The following is a 17,178-nucleotide window of genomic DNA, read 5'->3' as shown; positions in this document are numbered from 1 at the left end:
TTTGTGAATATTTTTGAACTTTTTTTGATTTTCGCAAATTTTCACGAATTTCATGAAATATCGTATTTTCCTATCAGAAAAGTTAGACAAACGATGGATTTCTATATATAATAGGAACGATTGTGTATTTATTATCATAGATTATTTTTTTTAAGGAGAGATTTGCAATGGCAAAGAAAAGCATTGTCGTTGTCGGTGCAGGCTATGCCGGTGTTTCAGCAACCAAGTACATGGCAAAAAAATTGAAAAAAGACAATGATGTAGAAATAACATTGATCGATCGTCACTCTTATCACACCATGATGACCGAACTGCACGAGGTTGCCGGGGGACGTGTCGAGCCGACCGCAATCCAATATGACTTGCAACGTTTGTTTTCACGTAAGAAAAATGTTCGCTTAGTAACCGACACGGTAACTGCTATCGATAAAGAAAAGAAAGTCGTACAAACAAAACAAGGCAGCTATTCCTTTGATTACTTGATCTTAGGTATGGGTGGCGAACCAAATGACTTCGGCACTCCAGGAGTAAAAGAACACGGATTTACTCTATGGTCATTTGAAGATTCTGTTCGCATTCGTGAACACATCGAAAAAACTGTTGCTAAAGCAGCAATCGAGCCTGATGCAGCACTTCGTAAAGCAATGTTGACTTTCGTTGTCTGCGGTTCTGGCTTTACCGGTATTGAAATGATCGGTGAACTGATCGACTGGAAAGAGCGTTTGGCTGAAGACTACAAATTGGATCCAAGCGAAATCACGTTGAAAGTGGTCGAAGCAATGCCTACGATCCTTAACATGTTGGATCGTAACGATGCTGCCAAAGCAGAACGCTACTTGAAACAAAAAAATGTCGAATTAGTTCTGAACGCACCAATCGTTGAAGTGGCTGAAGATCACATCAAATTAAAAGATGGTTCAACGATCCCAACTTATACACTGATTTGGACAGCTGGTGTGAAAGGAACGAGCGACGCTGCAGACTTTGGTCTAGAAACTGCTCGCGGTTTCCGCCTTGTTGCTAACGAATATATGGAAGCAAAAGGTTATGAAGACAAAAATATCTATATCATTGGTGACTTGGTCTTCTATGAAGAATTTCCAAATACACCAACACCACAAATCGTTCAAGCCGCTGAACAAACTGGTCATACAGCTGCATCAAATATCGTCGCAGCGATCAAAGGTGGCGAAAAACACAAATTTAAAGGAAATTACCAAGGATTCATGGTGTCGATTGGCGCTAAATGGGGCGTAGCCAACTTATTCAATAAGATTCACCTTAGCGGTTTCTTAGCAATCATTATGAAACATATCGTCAACTTGAAATACTTCTTTGATATTCGTTCTGGCTACTACATGTTCCAATACTTGATGCATGAAATCTTCCATATCAAAGATGATCGGACAGTGGCGCGTGGTCATACTTCACGTTACGGAAACGTTCTTTGGAGTGTTCCACTGCGAATCTTCTACGGTCTGGTATGGTTCGTTGAAGCTTTCAAGAAAATTCTAGGTACAAATGGTGAAGTCTTTAAGCCAGGAACTTGGTTTGGCGAAGGTTCTTGGTTCCAAGGAAACAGCGTATTCCCTTGGACTTGGGAATATCAAACTGTTGCTGATGCAGCAAGCGGCGCGAGTGAAGCAGCTGACGCTGCCAGTGCGGCAAGCGGTGCAGGCGATGCTGCCGGCGCAGTAGCAACCCAAGCAGCTCACTTTGGTTTAAGTTATGCCTACGGCGAACAACCAATGGTCGTGATCGAAAAATCACCAGATTGGTTTACAAAAGTGATGCAATTTATTATGCCTAACAACGATGTAGCAATGTTCTTCCAAAAATTCATGGTCTTCTTTGAAATTGCTTTAGCTTTAGCATTGATGGCTGGTTTGTTTACTTGGTTAGTGAATGCAACGACAATTGTTTTAGTCTTGACATTCTGTATGTCAGGTATGTTCTATTGGGTTAACATTTGGTTCATCCCAGTAGCCTTTGCATTAATGAACGGTTCTGGCCGTGCCGTTGGTTTGGATCGTTGGGTGATCCCATGGTTACAACGTACACTTGGTAAATGGTGGTACGGTACACCGCGTTCCTTATACGGTAAAAAATAATCGCTTTTTAAACGAGACTGAGGCAGCCTGATCCTTTGATCAATGTCTCAGTCTCTTTCCAAGTTAAGCACTTTTTTATCTACTAGAAAAACCTTCTCTTAAAAGTAGTAGAAAACCAGCGGATTATGCTAGAATGAGACACAGAACTTCAAAGGAGTCTTTCTGATGAAAGTAAAAGAATTTATCCGTCGTGCCCACCTGAAGCCTTGGGACGGGGTCATCATTCTGGTACTGATACTTAGCTCGTTTTTACCAATTTTGATTTTTGGGCAATCACAAAGTACCCCTACTGCCGCCAAACAAGCTGTTTTGCGAGTTGATGGCAAGGAGATCAAAGAGTTTGATTTGATCGAAGGACAAGATAGCTACACGTATCGATACGAAGATCCAGATGGTGATTACAATCTCATTGAAATCGCTGGTGACCGCATCCGCATCAAAGAAGCTGACTGTGGCGATCAAATTTGCGTCCGCCGCGGCTGGGCCTCAAAAAATGGCGAAACAATCGTATGTTTGCCACATAAATTAGTGATCGAAGTTCGTGCAACAGATGGGAGTGAGACAGACGATCTAATCTACTGATCGTGATACTATGAGTCGTTTACAGAAAATCATTTTCATCTCATTATTAGTTGCTCAAGGAGTCGTTATCGGTTTGATTGAAAATATGATTCCGTATCCTTTTGCCTTTGCTCCCGGAGCTAAATTAGGTTTGGCCAATCTGATCACGATCATTGCTTTGTTCACTATGCCTAAACGAGACAGTTTTTTGCTGATATGGCTACGTTTAATCTTAACTACACTCTTAGGCGGAACTGTTTCAACATTCTTATATAGTATGAGTGGTTCACTTTTGAGCTATTTCGGTATGTTGCTAGTAAAACAACTAGGACCTAAGCGCGTCAGCATTATCGGGATCAGTGCAGCTGGTGGTTTTTTACACAATGTTGGCCAATTGGTCACAGCTTCTTGGATTGCTCAATCCTGGAGTGTCATGCTTTACCTACCCGTTCTCGCATTTTTCGGTATTCTATCAGGGATCGCCATCGGCATCGCCGCCAACTATCTTTTGCAAAGAGTAGACACATTACGGCGATTTCAGCTTGATTATGAACGGCAAACCAATGTCAAGTGGCGTTCTGATTCAAAATAAAGGAGTCATTTATGAAACTTCATCCAATGTGGCAAGCATATCCTGCGTTGCAAAACGATTTATCTGAATCGCTGCAATTAATGGAACAATCCTTGAAACTAAAAAATAAAGCAGTAGAACAAGCGATATTAGCGATGATCCATTCTGGCGGCAAGATGCTCCGCCCGGCCTATCAGTTGTTGTTCTCTGAATTCGGAGAAGAGAAAGATTCTCAAAAAGCAGTAGCACTATCCGCAGCGATCGAAATGCTCCATACTGCTTCACTGATTCATGATGATATTGTTGATCAAGCCGATACTCGGCGAAGCTTGCCTACTATCCGTGCACAATTCGGTAATGATGTCGCCGTTTACGCGGGTGATTATCTCTTTGTATGCTGTTTTAAACTACTGGCGGATTACGCTGGTTCTCTCAAAAGTCTGCAAATCAATTCTCGCAGCATGGAAACAATTTTAGCTGGAGAATTAGGACAAATGAGCAAACGCTACGACCTGAATGTGACGATTGAGGACTATCTGGAAAACATTTCTGGTAAAACAGCTGAACTGTTTGCTCTAAGCTGCTTTATCGGGGCTTATGAAAGTGGGGCTTCTCTACGTTTAGCCAATCAGGCAAAAACGATTGGTCAATCCATCGGGTTAGCATTTCAAATCATGGACGATATCCTTGATTACAGCCAAAGCGAAAGTGCCTTGGGTAAGCCTGTCCTTGAAGATGTCAAGCAGGGGGTCTACTCACTGCCGTTGTTGTTGGCACTGAAAAAAGAGCGGGCAGTGCTAACACCATTACTGGAGAAAAAAGCCGAGATGACCGATCAGGAAGCGCAGCAAGTCTACCAAATCGTTCACAACAGCCATAGCGTTGAAGAAGCACATCAATTAGCTGCTCGTTATACAAAAAAAGCCCTGCAAGGAATCAAGAAATTACCTGATCCTGGAAAAAATACCAAAGACTATTTGTATCAGATCACAAACCAAATCCTAGCTCGCACAAATTGAGTGGTTTTTCTATAAATAATAGTTTGATAAGTGATTTAGAGGTAGCTGCTTTCAACTAGCTGTCTTTCAGACAAAAAAGAACGATCTCCGATTGATTAGACGACACGTCTTCTATAATCGGAGATCGTTCTTTTTCTTTACTTCACTTTCTCTTGACTGTTTATCGCATTGTAACGAACTCTTCTGCTCCAGTCGGATGGATTGCAACGGTATTGTCGAAATCTGCCTTAGTTGCTCCCATTTTGATGGCGACGGCGAATCCTTGCAGCATTTCATCAACACCAATTCCAATACCGTGTAGACCAATGATCTTCTCTTCTTTTCCTAAACAAACAAGTTTCATTTCACATTTTTGACGATAGTCATTCAATGCAAAGTACATTGGTGTAAAGCGTGAATGATATACTTTGATTTCTTCTTCGCCATATTTTGCGATTGCAGCTTCCTCTGAAAGACCGATCGTTGCAATTGGTGGGTGCGTAAAAATGACTGTCGGCACCAGATCATAATCTAAATGTGCCTCAGTTTGACCATTGAACAATCGTTCAGACAAGCGACGACCCGCTGCAATCGCTACTGGCGTCAACTCTAATTTGCCGATCACATCTCCAACTGCAAAGATCGATTCAGCAGTCGTATTTTGGTACTTATCAACAATGACAAAGCCTTTTTCATCTAGAGAGACATCTGTATTTTCCAAACCAAGGTGTTGGGTATTGGGCACTCGTCCCCCAGCAAACAATACACAGTCCCCCGTCAGTGTTTGACCATTTTCAAAGAAAACCGTATATTGTCCATCACGTTCTTCGATCCTTTCAGCTACATAGCCGGAATAAAGGTCCATTCCTGCTTCTCGATAAATTTCTACTAAATTATCAGTTAACATATGATCAAACGCCCGTAATGGACGTTCTTTACGATAAGCCCAAGAAACGTGACTGCCAAATTGCTGACTCATTCCGCTAAGTTCTGCCGCAATGTACCCTGCTCCTAAGACGATCATTTCTTTAGGCACTTCTTCTAAGGCAAAAAAGCCATTGGAATCAATCGCATGTTCACCACCAGGAATTGACATGACACTAGGTTTTCCTCCTGTAGCAATTAAGATCTTTGGCGCTCTGTATTCTTGTCCATCGACCGTCACAGTATGGTTATCCACAAACTGTGCATAACCGTGGATAACTTCTACTCTGTTGCTATCTAAGCCTTTTTGATATGCTGTGTGTAAAAAATCAATATATTTTTCACGGTTATCCACAAGTTGCTTGAAATCAAATTTATCCACATGTGGATAAATACCATAGCTCGTGGCATCACGCTTAATCATTTCTAACATTTCACTTGCTTGCCACATCACTTTTTTGGGTACACAGCCCACATTGACACAAGTACCCCCCAGCTCATTGCCTTCAATCAATAAAACTTTGGCTCCATGCATTCCTGCACGGTTAGCAGAAGCAATCCCGCCACTGCCACCGCCAATCACTATGTAATCATACTCTTGCATTATTGGTCTCCTCCTTAGGAACAACTTCATTTTGGTGTATATCGAAGGATTTTTCAAATCTTACAAAAAAATGCGACAGAAAGCACCGAGTCAATGATAAAGGGAGAGGAACATAACATGTACGAAATTCAAACTCGCTTTTAGCACAGTGCGCTACCCCTCGAATCTCATTATTTTTCCTTTATCAGCCTTGGATACTTCTGTCACAGTTTTTATTTTTTCTTCCGGATCATGTCGCCAACCTGAACAGGTTCAGCGACGGGCATCGTTAGAAGCATCATCGGATTTGGTGCGCGATCGATCGATTCACCGTCTTCATTATACATGACTTCCACCTTTTGATGGAAATGATGGAATCCAGGTCCATAAAACTCGATCTCGTCCCCCACCGAAAACAAATTCCGCTGCCGGATCGTGGCCATCTTTGTTGCGTCATCATAGGCCATGACTTCCCCGATAAACTTGTATTGCGGGATTTTACGCCGAGGACCAAATAATTGCTCATTTTCACTCGGTGTATGGTAATAAAATCCGGTAGCTAGTTCTCTTTGCGCTACCTTCCATAATTCATCAATCCACTCTTGTTTGCAGACATAGTTCTCTGGATCTTCCATATAACTGTCAACTGCCGCTTTGTACACATTCGCAACAGTTGAAACATAGTGGATCGATTTCATCCGTCCTTCGATCTTAAAACTATCGACGCCGTTTTCAATCAAGTCAGGAATATGTTCGATCATGGACATGTCGACTGCACTCATTGAGAATTCTTCTTCGATCGTTCCATTCTTTGTCAAACTCTTTCTTTCTTGTGCAAAAGGCATATCAAAAAGATCATATTTCCAACGACAAGATTGTGAGCAACCACCACGATTGGCATCTCGCATCGACATGTGATTGGACAATGTACAACGTCCAGAATAAGAGATACACATCGCCCCATGAATAAAAGCTTCAATCTCCACACTCGTATTTTTGCGGATTTCGGCGACTTCTTCCATGGATACTTCTCGAGCCAAGACAACTCGCTCAAGCCCTTCTTCTCGCCAAAATTCTAGCGTTTCATAATTTGTCGCGGAAGCTTGCGTTGAAAGATGGATCGGCAATCCTGGTGCTTCTGTCGCACAGATCTCGATCAAAGCAGGATCAGACACGATCACCGCCGAAATTCCCACATTCCGCAATTGACGGAAAAATTCCCCAGCTCCTTCTTGATTGCCTTCATGGGTGACCATATTTGCTGCTACATATACTTTAGCATTATGAGCTTTAGCAAATGCAACCCCTTCAGCCATCTCTTCATAGGTAAAGTTTCCGGCACGACTTCGTAAGCCATAGGCGTTGCCGCCTATATAAACAGCATCCGCCCCGTAATGAATGGCTGTTTTTAATTTTTCTAATGTACCGGCTGGTGCCAATACTTCTGGCCGTTTCAATTTTTGTTTGACTGTCATTTCCATTGCTCCTTACTTGATATCCTCTGGATTGATCGCATAAAAACCGGTATCTAACCCCCGTTGAGCTGGATGTAGCTGACGTACTTGTTCACTCAAGCTAGCTGCTTGTTCAGCAGTCCATGTGCCTTCAGTAAGCAATTGCTTCGCCTGTGCAAAACAAGCTACGATCGAGACAAACGCTGTCCCTGGAGTAAATAAACCGTCTAACTTCCAAGTCTGGTACCCCGTTTCAAAAAGAGACTGCAATTCATTCATCAAATTGATGTCATTATTGGCGAAAATATGCGTGCCATGACTGTCTTCATAAATCGAGTAGTGGGTATCCTCCTTCTTGGGTTCTGATAAAAATAAACCTCGCTCACGAGATTTTTCATCTTCCTGTTGCGTATAATTATAATAATTTTGAAGCAATGGACGTTTCGACTGATGGATGCACGTTGCCCCATAGACAAGCACTTCCGCAGGAATCGTTAGCTGTGGTGCTAAAACTGTCATTTCTCCAAAGGGGACTTCTCTTGCTAAAACTGCTCCAATCGCCCCTTTTTGCCCCCAAAAATTGATTTGTCTAGCACTGGTGACCAGCGTCTCTCCATCGTATACAAACGGCAATGCCAATTCCGGATTCTTTTTCATACGATAAATGATTCCTGGATCGCCGATAGAAATTTTATCAACATGGTTGGCCTTCAAAAAAGCCAAGTATTCTGGAACTAGCGTCATTTTTTGCGGGTGCATGATGCCATTGACTGCCGCCATCGCTTGTTTTCCTTCTGCTTGCGCTAAGCGGATCAATTCGCTTTGTTCCTCTCGTGAGAAAGATGTCGGCAAACGCAAACCGAAAGTTTCTTCTCCGAAAAAAATAGTATCTACATAAGGTAAGAGCTGTTTTGCTTGTTCGATCGACTCCACCGTTGCGATAATCTCAACCATGATATTCCTCCTCTATAACTCACTAATAGTATCACAGGCAACACGGCTTTCCAAGACTTCCTTTTGAACTTTTTTCACTAAAAAAAGGAATACTCAGCGATGAGAACTGGTAATACAACTTTAACACTCTTTTAAATTTGTGAACTTTATGAGTTTTTATCTCCAGTTCAATTGTTCGAATTCCAACAAATACTATTTGCCCACAAAAAAACTATCCAAGCAGCAAACGATGGTTCAGCCTGCATTCTGCTGACCATCAGTCGTTTGCTAGTTAGATAGTTTTATTTTTCTTTATGAGCTTATACTTGTTGAAGAATACGAGATTGGCCTTCTCTTACATTCAATGTAATTGAGCCTTTCGATGCCCCAATCGTCACCCGGTCACCTAAATGGATTTGTCCCGACAATAGTGCCTCGCTTAAGCGGTCTTCGACCTCTTTTTGCAATGCTCGACGAATTGGGCGAGCCCCATATTCTGGATCAAAACCAGCTTTACCGATGACATCAATCGCTGCAGATGTGATCTTCAGTTGAATGTCTTGATCACTGAGACGTTTGATGATCGCTTTACTCATGATTTTAACGATTTCATGAATTTCATCTTCACCTAATGAACGGAAGACAACTGTTTCATCCACCCGATTCAAGAACTCAGGACGGAATGCTTTCTTGAGCTCTTCGAGAATCCGTTTTTGCATCGCTTGATGGTCTTTGCTAAGATCCACCACATTGAAACCTACATTCTTTTCTTCACGAATCTGTTGTGCGCCGATATTTGAGGTCATAATCAGGATTGTATTACGGAAATCGACTTTCCGCCCTTTGGCATCTGTCAAATGACCATCATCAAGGACTTGTAAGAGAATATTGAAGACATCTGGATGAGCTTTTTCCACTTCATCTAGTAAAATCACTGAATAAGGTTTTGAACGAATCTTTTCAGTTAATTGTCCACCCTCATCGTAACCAACATAACCAGGAGGGGAGCCAATCAAACGACTTGTACTGTATTTCTCCATAAACTCAGACATATCCACACGAACGAGTGAATCCTCACTGCCAAACATTGCTTCTGCCAAGGCTTTTGCCAGCTCTGTTTTTCCGACACCCGTAGGACCTAGGAACATGAATGAACCAATTGGACGATTCGGATCTTTTAGACCACTACGTGCTCGACGAATCGAACGTGCGACTGCTTTCACAGCTTCTTCTTGACCAACAACTCGCTGATGCAGGATTTTTTCTAGATCGAGAAGCCGTTCACTTTCTTTTTTCTCCATTTGCTGTAAAGGAACGCCCGTCCATTGCGACACGACTGCCGCAACATCTTCGCCAGTGACACTGTCTGCGTAGCCGGAAGCTTCTTTCACTTCCATGAATGCAACTTCAGTCAACTGCTGGGTCAATTTCTTCTCTTTGATGCGCAAACGAGCTGCAGCTTCAAAGTCTTGTTGGCGAATCGCTGCTTCTTTTTCTTCAATCAGATTGGCGATTTCATTTTGCAAATCGGCCAACTCAGAACTTTCGTCTGTTTTATCCAAGCGCACTTTTGCTGCCGATTCGTCCATCAAGTCAATGGCTTTGTCCGGCAACTGCCGTGAATTGATATAGCGTACCGACAATTGGACAGCGGCATGCAGGGCATCATCTGAAATCTCTACGCCGTGATGCTCTTCATAACGGGGACGTAATCCTCGTAAAATTTCTTCTGCTTCTTCTGGCGTTGGCTCATCCACTTGAACACGGGCAAACCGTCTTTCCAATGCAGAATCTTTTTCGATATACTTTTGATATTCATCTAAGGTCGTAGCACCAATTGTTTGTAATTCTCCGCGGGCTAATGCAGGTTTTAATATATTCGATGCATCGATAGCACCTTCCGCACCACCAGCACCAATCAGTGTATGCAGCTCATCAATAAATAAAATGATCTGTCCATCTTGGTAAATTTCGTCGATGATTTTCTTCATTCGATCTTCAAACTCACCGCGATATTTCGTGCCAGCTACTAAAGCACCCATATCTAACATCATTAAGCGTTTGTTCTGCATATCTTCTGGTACTTCACCGTGAATGATTTTTTGTGCCAATCCTTCAGCAATAGCTGTTTTACCAACCCCCGGTTCCCCTACTAAAACAGGGTTGTTTTTGGTCCGGCGGCTTAGGATTTGAATCAATCGTTTCACTTCTTTTGCTCGACCCACTACTGGATCTAAGCGTTTATCTCTTGCCAATTTTGTTAAATCTCGAGCTAGTGAGTCCAGCGTCGGCGTTCCTTGTGCTTTTCCTTGAGGACGACGACGACCCGCACCACCGGCATTTTTTGTGTCATTGATACCCATTTTTTTCTTTAATAACTGCCGCATTTTAGCCAAACTCAAACCTAAGTTCAACATGATTCTTGAGGCTAAAATATCTTCATCCCGAAGCAATCCTAACAAAAGATGCTCTGTGCCGATTTGAAGAGCGCCTAAACGCTTAGCTTCATCTCCAGCGTAAGCAAATGTTTGCTTCGCTCGTGGGGAATAGGCTAGATAGGCATTCTCTGGATATTGGCGAACAGTTCCGTAACCTGTTAAATGCTCGATTTCTTCGCGAATATCATTTTCAGTGATATTCATTTCCCGTAACGTTTTGCCGGCAATGCCATTTTGTTCAATGACTAAGGCAAGCAAGATGTGTTCTGAACCTACGGACTGATGTTTAAAGTACTTTGCTTCTTCCTGTGCGATCGTCAGCACAGCTTTCGCTCGTTGTGTAAATAGTTCATCCATCTCATTCACTTCCTGTCTTCATAACTTAAACGTTCTAAAATTGCATGGAGCAAGTCTGCTCGTGTTCGATTTTCATAAGGAGAACGTCCTAATACTGACTTCGCAATGACGGTCAACAATAAATTGCCCTCACGCTTCGACAGGATTCCTTCCTCATAAAGTTTTTGGATTATTGCATAAGCATCTTTTTCCGAGATGGTTTCATCAAATAATTGATTCATTTCTTCAAGGTAGTGGTGGTTATCCGTGATCTTTACTTTTTCGATACGGATATATCCTCCGCCTCCACGTTTGCTTTCAACAGTATACCCTCTTTGAATAGTGAAACGGGTATTGATCACATAATTTATTTGTGAAGGCACACAATTGAATAAATTCGCCATTTCAGCTCGGCGAATCTCGATTGTTTCGCTGTCTTCAAGAATTTTCTTCAAATATGCCTCAATCAAATCGGAAGTGTTATGATGATTCAATTCATTCCCTCCCTTGACTAATTCTGACCTTCATTATACCCAATTTTTGAAAACTTGAAAAGATGTACGCCTAGAGATGCGGAATTACTAAAAGAAACTTAAACAGCTAGCTCTTTTTTCGCATCACAAAAAAACTATCCGCATCTTCAAGTGGTTACTTCTACAGTCTTTGGTTGCCATCTCACTGCGACCTATAGAGTAAACTTAAAAATCATTCGGATAGTTTTTTCAGCTATTGATTAATCTTCAGAGCTCGTTGAACTCGTACTTGTTGATTCACTGCTAGCGGAGGATTCACTCGTAGAGGACTCTGATTTTGGTCCTTTAGAAATAGTAACATTTACTGAAGAACCAACAGCCACCGAAGTCCCTTCACCTGGCGAAACATCTGTGACTTCTCCAGCCGGAACAGAATCATTGTAGCCCGATTCTTCTTTGATCGAATATTTTAACCCAGCCTCATTTAGTGCTGCTACAGCATCATTTCGACTCTGTCCAATGATTCGTGGCACATTAACCATCTCTTGACCGCTGCTGACTGTCAGCGTGATAACAGTTTGAGAGGTAATGACTGATTCTCCTGCTCCTGGCGCTTGATTAATGACAGTCCCCACCGGTTCATCGCTTGGCGCTGATTGTTCATAAATATTTTCGGTTGGAACTCCTTTTGAGGTCAATGCCGCCCGTACATCTTCGATTCGCTGACCATAATAGTCTTCCATTGCAAACGATTCAGGTCCCGTGCTGACTACAAAAGTAATGTCATCCTCTTTCGGAGAAACTTTCTCGCCGACATCTGGTGATTGGCTAATGATCAGACCTTCTCCGATAGCATCACTGGATTTGGTCTCTTCTTTGATTTGGTCTTCTGAAAAACCTAACTTGATCAACTCGGCTTTTACATCTTCAAAATTTTTCTCTTCATAGTTTTTTAAGGTGATTTTTTCAGTCCCTGAGCTGATATACAAAGTGATCTCGCTATTTTTTTTGACTTCGGTTCCTTCTTGTGGATCCGTTTTAACGACATTGCCTTCTTCAATCTCATCGTCAGCAATTTCTTCGGTTTCATCAGCAACTTTTAATCCTGCTGCTTCCAGCTTTTCTCGAGCAACGGTCTCTGTGTCTCCGCTGACTTTAGGGATCTCAACATCGCCGCGCCCTCCGCCAAAAACAAAATAGCCGCCAATGACCAGCAGCGCTGCAATAACTAGTATTGGCAGGATCAGCCACCATTTCTTCCGCTTCTTCTTTGGTTTTTCTTGTTTCTGGTCTGCGGTCTCTTCTACTTCTGGCTCCGTCACTGCCGGTTCTGCAGGCTGTTCAGCTATCATTTCATCGGTAATAGGGGTCAGCGCTCGAGTTTCATCGTTTAGCGCATGTGGCTCCCACCTTGGTTCATTCAAGCGCTCAGGTGACAGGGCTGTTGAAAGATCTTCTCGCATTTCATCAGCGGTCTTATAACGATCGGCTTGCTCTTTCGCTGTTGCCTTTAATACGACATTCTCTAATGATTGAGGAACATTTTTATCATAGATACGAATAGAAGGGATCTCATCTTGAAAATGTTTTAAGGCAATTGTGACAGCGGACTCACCATCAAAAGGAACTTTCCCCGTCAGCATTTCATATAGGATGATTCCAATCGCATAGATATCAGATTGGTTAGTAGCCATACTTCCCCGTGCTTGCTCTGGCGATAAGTAGTGCACAGAGCCTAACATCGAGTTGGTTTGGGTGATCGATGTTTCCGATAAAGCAATCGCGATCCCGAAATCCGTGATCTTAACGACGCCTTCTTCATTGATCAGAATGTTTTGTGGTTTCAAGTCCCGATGAATGATTCGATGTTGGTGAGCCAATGCCACTGCTGACAAAATTTGTTGCACGATATCGACAATCTGTAGATAAGGAACTGGGTAATGGGTTTGAATATATCGCTTCAAGTCCATGCCTTTGACATATTCCATCACCAAAAACTGCATCCCATCTTCTTCGCCTACATCATACACTGTTACGATATTGGGATGAACCAACTCTGTGGCAGCCAATGCTTCACGCTGAAAGCGGCGAATCGCATTTTTATCATTTTGGAAGTCAAATCGCAATACTTTGACGGCAACTTCTCGATCAAGAATCAAATCATGAGCCAGAAATACATTTGCCATGCCGCCACTGCCGATATTGCCAATGATTTTATAGCGGCCATTTAACTTTTTCCCTATTTCAATCATGGGTAGTTCCTCCAACTTTGATCAGTAACACTGTGATATTATCGACTCCGCCTTGTTGATTGGCTGCATCGATCAACTGCTGAACCGCTTCTTTAAGGGACGACGCGCCTTCAATGATGGCTGCGATCTTTTCATCTGCCAACATGTTTGTCAGTCCGTCTGAGCAAAGAAGCAAGTAATCACTTTCAGCAAAATAATGAATCGCTACATCTACTTCTACTGTATTAGGCATTCCAACAGAACGAGTCAAAACATTTTTGCGTGGATGGTTCAGTGCCATTTCAGCAGTAATTTGGCCAGATTTCACCAATTCATTGACAAGAGAATGGTCTTCAGTAATTTGTATCAACTCATGATCCCGCAAAATATAGGCGCGGCTGTCGCCAACATTCGCAATCGTAAATTGATCCTCAAAGAGTGCTACAGCAATGATCGTTGTTCCCATGCCATTCAGCGCCTCATCCTCGATGCCTTTTTCATAGATCGAGACACTTTCTGCCTGGATTTTTTGGATCAGCCATTGAGCAGCCTTTTCACTATCTGTCAATTCTGTTTTTTCCCAAGCGGTTCCCAAGCCACTCACAGCCTGACGACTCGCTACATCACCTGCCCGATGTCCTCCCATCCCATCAGCTAAGATCGCCAATGTGATACTTTTTTTGTTGACATACACAGCAGCAAAGTCTTGGTTCGTATTCCGACGTTTACCAACATCTGTTTGAAAATGGATTTCCAACTTCTTTTCACCTCATTACTTTTTGCGAAGGCAGCTTATGAAAAAGCCATCTGTCATAAAATCTTGCGGATAAATCGTTAGCATCTGATCATTGATATTCGCAGCAATATCAGCATTTACCGATACATCGATTCGTTCGAATTCTGGATGATCCGCTAAGAATGCCTCCACTACTGCCTGATTTTCTTCTAGCATTATAGTGCATGTACTGTAGATCATTATACCCGAATTTTTTAGCGTTGGGGCGGCACTTTCTAAAATCGCTAACTGAATTTCGGGTAAACGCTCTAGATCAGCTGCCTGCTTGTTGTATTTGATGTCTGGTTTACGACGCATCAATCCTAGACCGGAGCAAGGAGCATCCACTAAGATTCGATCAAACTGTTGTTCCTCAAAATGTTGAGCGACTTCCCTTGCATCCATCACTTCCGCTTGAACCACCTCTGAGACCGCAAGTCTTTCAGCATTTTCAGTGATCAATTTAACTTTATGAGGATGAATATCCAATGCAGTGACTTTCCCACCTGCTTCTGCAGATAGAAAGGACGCGATATGGGTTGTTTTACCTCCAGGCGCTGCACAAGCATCCAATACTTGGTGCTCTGGTGCAATGTGCAGTGCCGGTGCTACTAACATCGAACTTTCATCTTGTATTGTCAATAATCCGTCATGATATAAAGAAGAGCCGGCTAAAAATCCTTTATCAGCCACAATCCCATACGGAGATAGTTGGCTTTCTCGAGCTTCGATTCCTTCTTCCTGTAGTTGAAGGATGGCTTCGTTGCGAGTAATTCTTTGTAGATCAAGGCGTCCACTAGCATGGCTAGGTACTAGTAAAGACAGCCCTAACTCCCGGGTTTTATCGCTGCCGATCTGCGCTACGAATCTTTCAGTTAGCCATAATGGCATACTGATTTCTATAGCTAACCGCTCCAAGGGATCTTTGATTTGATCAAGTGCCGGCACACCCTCTCTTTGAATCGTACGCAACACGCCGTTAACAAATTTTCCGATTCCTGGATTTCCTTTTGCTTTCGCGATTTCCACGGCCTCATTTAAAATAGCATGATTAGGTACTTTGTCCAAGTACAGCATTTGGTAAAGAGAAAGACGCAATAATGATCTGACCCATGGATCGACTTTTTTTGCATTCTTGATAAAGTTCGCTAAATAATAATCCAATAGCAGCTGCCGACTAATGGTTCCATAGACCATTTCTGTCAATAAACGTCCATCTTTATCATTTAAACGGCCTTGATTCATCAGTTCTCTCAATAATAAGTTCGAATAGGCACCGCCTCTTTCGATACGAACTAAGGCCTCTAATGCAACAAAGCGAACAGTATATTGGATTTTTCCTATTTTACGCTTCATGAGTACCAACCTTATCACCTAGTTGAATGTGTTGCCCAGTGCCATTTAGAAAAGCCGCAATGGATTGACGACCTTTTCCAGCTGGTTGTAGCTCTTCTAAAGCTAAAACTGTCTGTTGACCACAAGCGATCCATAGCGCCTTTTTCGTTCGTTGTATGATGGTTCCTGGCGCGGCATCTGTTGTTTCATCGACTACTGCTACTGACCAAATCTTCCAACGGCTCCCTTGGTAAGTCGTGAAAGCAATTGGCCACGGTCGCATCCCTCGGACCTGATTGTCGATCTCCTGTGCTGTCTTTGTCCAATCAATTGCTTCTTGTTCTTGCGTAATATTGGGGGAGAATGTTGCCTGCTCTTCAGCTTGAGGCATTGGTTTCAGTTCTCCTGATAGGATCTTAGGTAATGTTTTCAGCAGTAATTCTTTACCCAATAAACTTAATTTCTCAAACATAGTCCCCACATCGTCTTGATTAGTGATCGGCAGTTTAGCTTGAGAAAAAATACCCCCAGCATCCATTTTTTTAATCATTTCCATGATGGTGACACCTGTTTCCGGTTCGCCTTTCATGATGGCATAGTGCACTGGGGCACCACCCCGATACTTTGGTAATAAGGAGGCATGGACATTGATCGCTCCAAATTTTGGTACTTGCAACAGCTTTTCCGGTAAAAATTGGCCAAAGGCCGCAGTGACTAAAATGTCTGGTGCTAATTCTTTGATCGTTTCCATTTCAGGTGAACCGCTGATTTTTTCTGGTTGCAAAACCAACAATTGGTGCTTCAATGCTGCTTCTTTGACAGGCGTTGGCGTGATTACTCGTTTTCGACCTACGGGCCGATCCGGTTGGGTCACTACCGCTGCAATTTCATAGCCTTCTGCCAGCAATCCTTCTAAGATTGGTACAGAAAACGCGGGGGTTCCCATAAAGACAACTTTAGTCATTTTCGTGTTCCTCCATATATTGTTCTAGTTCAGATTCTGGGATCTTATCGATCATTTTATCAATAAATAAGACACCATTCAGATGATCAATCTCATGCTGGACAGCCCGAGCCAAGTAGCCAAAAGCTTGAACCTCCATTTCTTCTCCTTCACGGTCAAAGTAGCGAACCGTAATCTCATCTGCTCGCTTGACCGTACCATAGGTATGAGGAATACTCAAGCACCCTTCTACATCAACAGATTCTCCTGATGACTCGATGATTTCTGGATTAATCAGTTCGAAACGATCCTCTTCATCTACTTCAACGATTGCCACTTGCAGGTTTTTACCAATCTGAGGGGCCGCAATACCTACGCCGTCATGCGCCACCATTGTTTCATACATGTCTTCTAGTAGTTGTACCAGCTCATCTGTAATCATAGATACCGGTTTTGGTTTTCGACGAAGCTGATCGTCGGGATGAATAATAATCGGATAGCGCATAATATCT

The 17,178-nt window shown here is 42.7% G+C and carries 14 protein-coding genes; 4 read left to right on the top strand and 10 right to left on the bottom strand.

The window, feature by feature from the left end; translation table 11 throughout:
* The first annotated feature begins 167 nt into the window (after positions 1-167).
* The 4 genes from DVW06_RS13155 to DVW06_RS13140 all read left to right on the top strand — a co-directional run bounded on the left by DVW06_RS13155 (position 168) and on the right by DVW06_RS13140 (position 4,262).
* On the top strand, positions 168-2,111 hold the full coding sequence (locus DVW06_RS13155) for an NAD(P)/FAD-dependent oxidoreductase (RefSeq protein WP_003128862.1): 1,944 nt from the start codon (positions 168-170) through the stop codon (positions 2,109-2,111).
* Positions 2,112-2,276: 165 nt separating this feature from the next.
* Positions 2,277-2,693: a NusG domain II-containing protein gene (locus tag DVW06_RS13150; protein WP_003128860.1), complete on the top strand. Its 417-nt coding sequence runs from the start codon at positions 2,277-2,279 to the stop codon at positions 2,691-2,693.
* A 10-nt stretch (positions 2,694-2,703) separates the two neighbouring features.
* On the top strand, positions 2,704-3,264 hold the full coding sequence (locus DVW06_RS13145; protein WP_003128859.1) for a Gx transporter family protein: 561 nt from the start codon (positions 2,704-2,706) through the stop codon (positions 3,262-3,264).
* An 11-nt stretch (positions 3,265-3,275) separates the two neighbouring features.
* Positions 3,276-4,262, top strand: coding sequence for a polyprenyl synthetase family protein (locus DVW06_RS13140; RefSeq protein ID WP_003128857.1), 987 nt, complete (start codon positions 3,276-3,278; stop codon positions 4,260-4,262).
* A 160-nt stretch (positions 4,263-4,422) separates the two neighbouring features.
* Here the strand turns inward: DVW06_RS13140 and gor are convergent, their stop codons facing one another.
* The 10 genes from gor to def all read right to left on the bottom strand — a co-directional run bounded on the left by gor (position 4,423) and on the right by def (position 17,171).
* Positions 4,423-5,769 (bottom strand): glutathione-disulfide reductase, encoded by a 1,347-nt coding sequence (gor, locus tag DVW06_RS13135; RefSeq protein ID WP_003128856.1) that lies wholly within the window; start codon positions 5,767-5,769, stop codon positions 4,423-4,425.
* A 212-nt stretch (positions 5,770-5,981) separates the two neighbouring features.
* The gene (locus tag DVW06_RS13130) at positions 5,982-7,223 is read right to left on the bottom strand and encodes a peptidase U32 family protein (RefSeq protein ID WP_034705350.1); all 1,242 of its coding nucleotides are present in this window, start codon (positions 7,221-7,223) and stop codon (positions 5,982-5,984) included.
* A 12-nt stretch (positions 7,224-7,235) separates the two neighbouring features.
* Positions 7,236-8,156: a peptidase U32 family protein gene (locus DVW06_RS13125; protein ID WP_003128854.1), complete on the bottom strand. Its 921-nt coding sequence runs from the start codon at positions 8,154-8,156 to the stop codon at positions 7,236-7,238.
* Positions 8,157-8,455: 299 nt separating this feature from the next.
* The gene (locus DVW06_RS13120) at positions 8,456-10,930 is read right to left on the bottom strand and encodes an ATP-dependent Clp protease ATP-binding subunit (protein WP_005469758.1); all 2,475 of its coding nucleotides are present in this window, start codon (positions 10,928-10,930) and stop codon (positions 8,456-8,458) included.
* A gap of 5 nt (positions 10,931-10,935) precedes the next feature.
* On the bottom strand, positions 10,936-11,403 hold the full coding sequence (locus DVW06_RS13115) for a CtsR family transcriptional regulator (protein ID WP_003128852.1): 468 nt from the start codon (positions 11,401-11,403) through the stop codon (positions 10,936-10,938).
* Between the two features lie 239 nt (positions 11,404-11,642).
* On the bottom strand, positions 11,643-13,634 hold the full coding sequence (gene pknB / locus DVW06_RS13110) for a Stk1 family PASTA domain-containing Ser/Thr kinase (RefSeq protein WP_137264739.1): 1,992 nt from the start codon (positions 13,632-13,634) through the stop codon (positions 11,643-11,645).
* A complete protein-coding gene (locus tag DVW06_RS13105) occupies positions 13,627-14,370 on the bottom strand; it encodes a Stp1/IreP family PP2C-type Ser/Thr phosphatase (protein ID WP_003128850.1) in 744 nt (247 codons plus the stop codon). Before DVW06_RS13105 ends, pknB begins: the two co-directional genes overlap by 8 nt.
* A 15-nt stretch (positions 14,371-14,385) precedes the next feature.
* Positions 14,386-15,744 carry a 16S rRNA (cytosine(967)-C(5))-methyltransferase RsmB gene (gene rsmB / locus DVW06_RS13100; RefSeq protein ID WP_005469754.1) on the bottom strand — a complete coding sequence of 453 codons (1,359 nt, stop codon included), beginning with the start codon at positions 15,742-15,744 and terminating at the stop codon, positions 14,386-14,388.
* Positions 15,734-16,687 (bottom strand): methionyl-tRNA formyltransferase, encoded by a 954-nt coding sequence (gene fmt / locus DVW06_RS13095; RefSeq protein ID WP_137264738.1) that lies wholly within the window; start codon positions 16,685-16,687, stop codon positions 15,734-15,736. Before fmt ends, rsmB begins: the two co-directional genes overlap by 11 nt.
* Complete coding sequence (def, locus tag DVW06_RS13090) at positions 16,680-17,171, bottom strand: peptide deformylase (RefSeq protein ID WP_137264737.1); 492 nt, start codon at positions 17,169-17,171, stop codon at positions 16,680-16,682. Before def ends, fmt begins: the two co-directional genes overlap by 8 nt.
* Between the last annotated feature and the right edge of the window lie 7 nt (positions 17,172-17,178).

It is taken from the genome of Enterococcus sp. ARL09-542 (assembly GCF_005234805.1).
Classification (GTDB): domain Bacteria; phylum Bacillota; class Bacilli; order Lactobacillales; family Enterococcaceae; genus Enterococcus_D; species Enterococcus_D gallinarum.
This window is presented reverse-complemented; position numbering and strand designations above follow the sequence as displayed.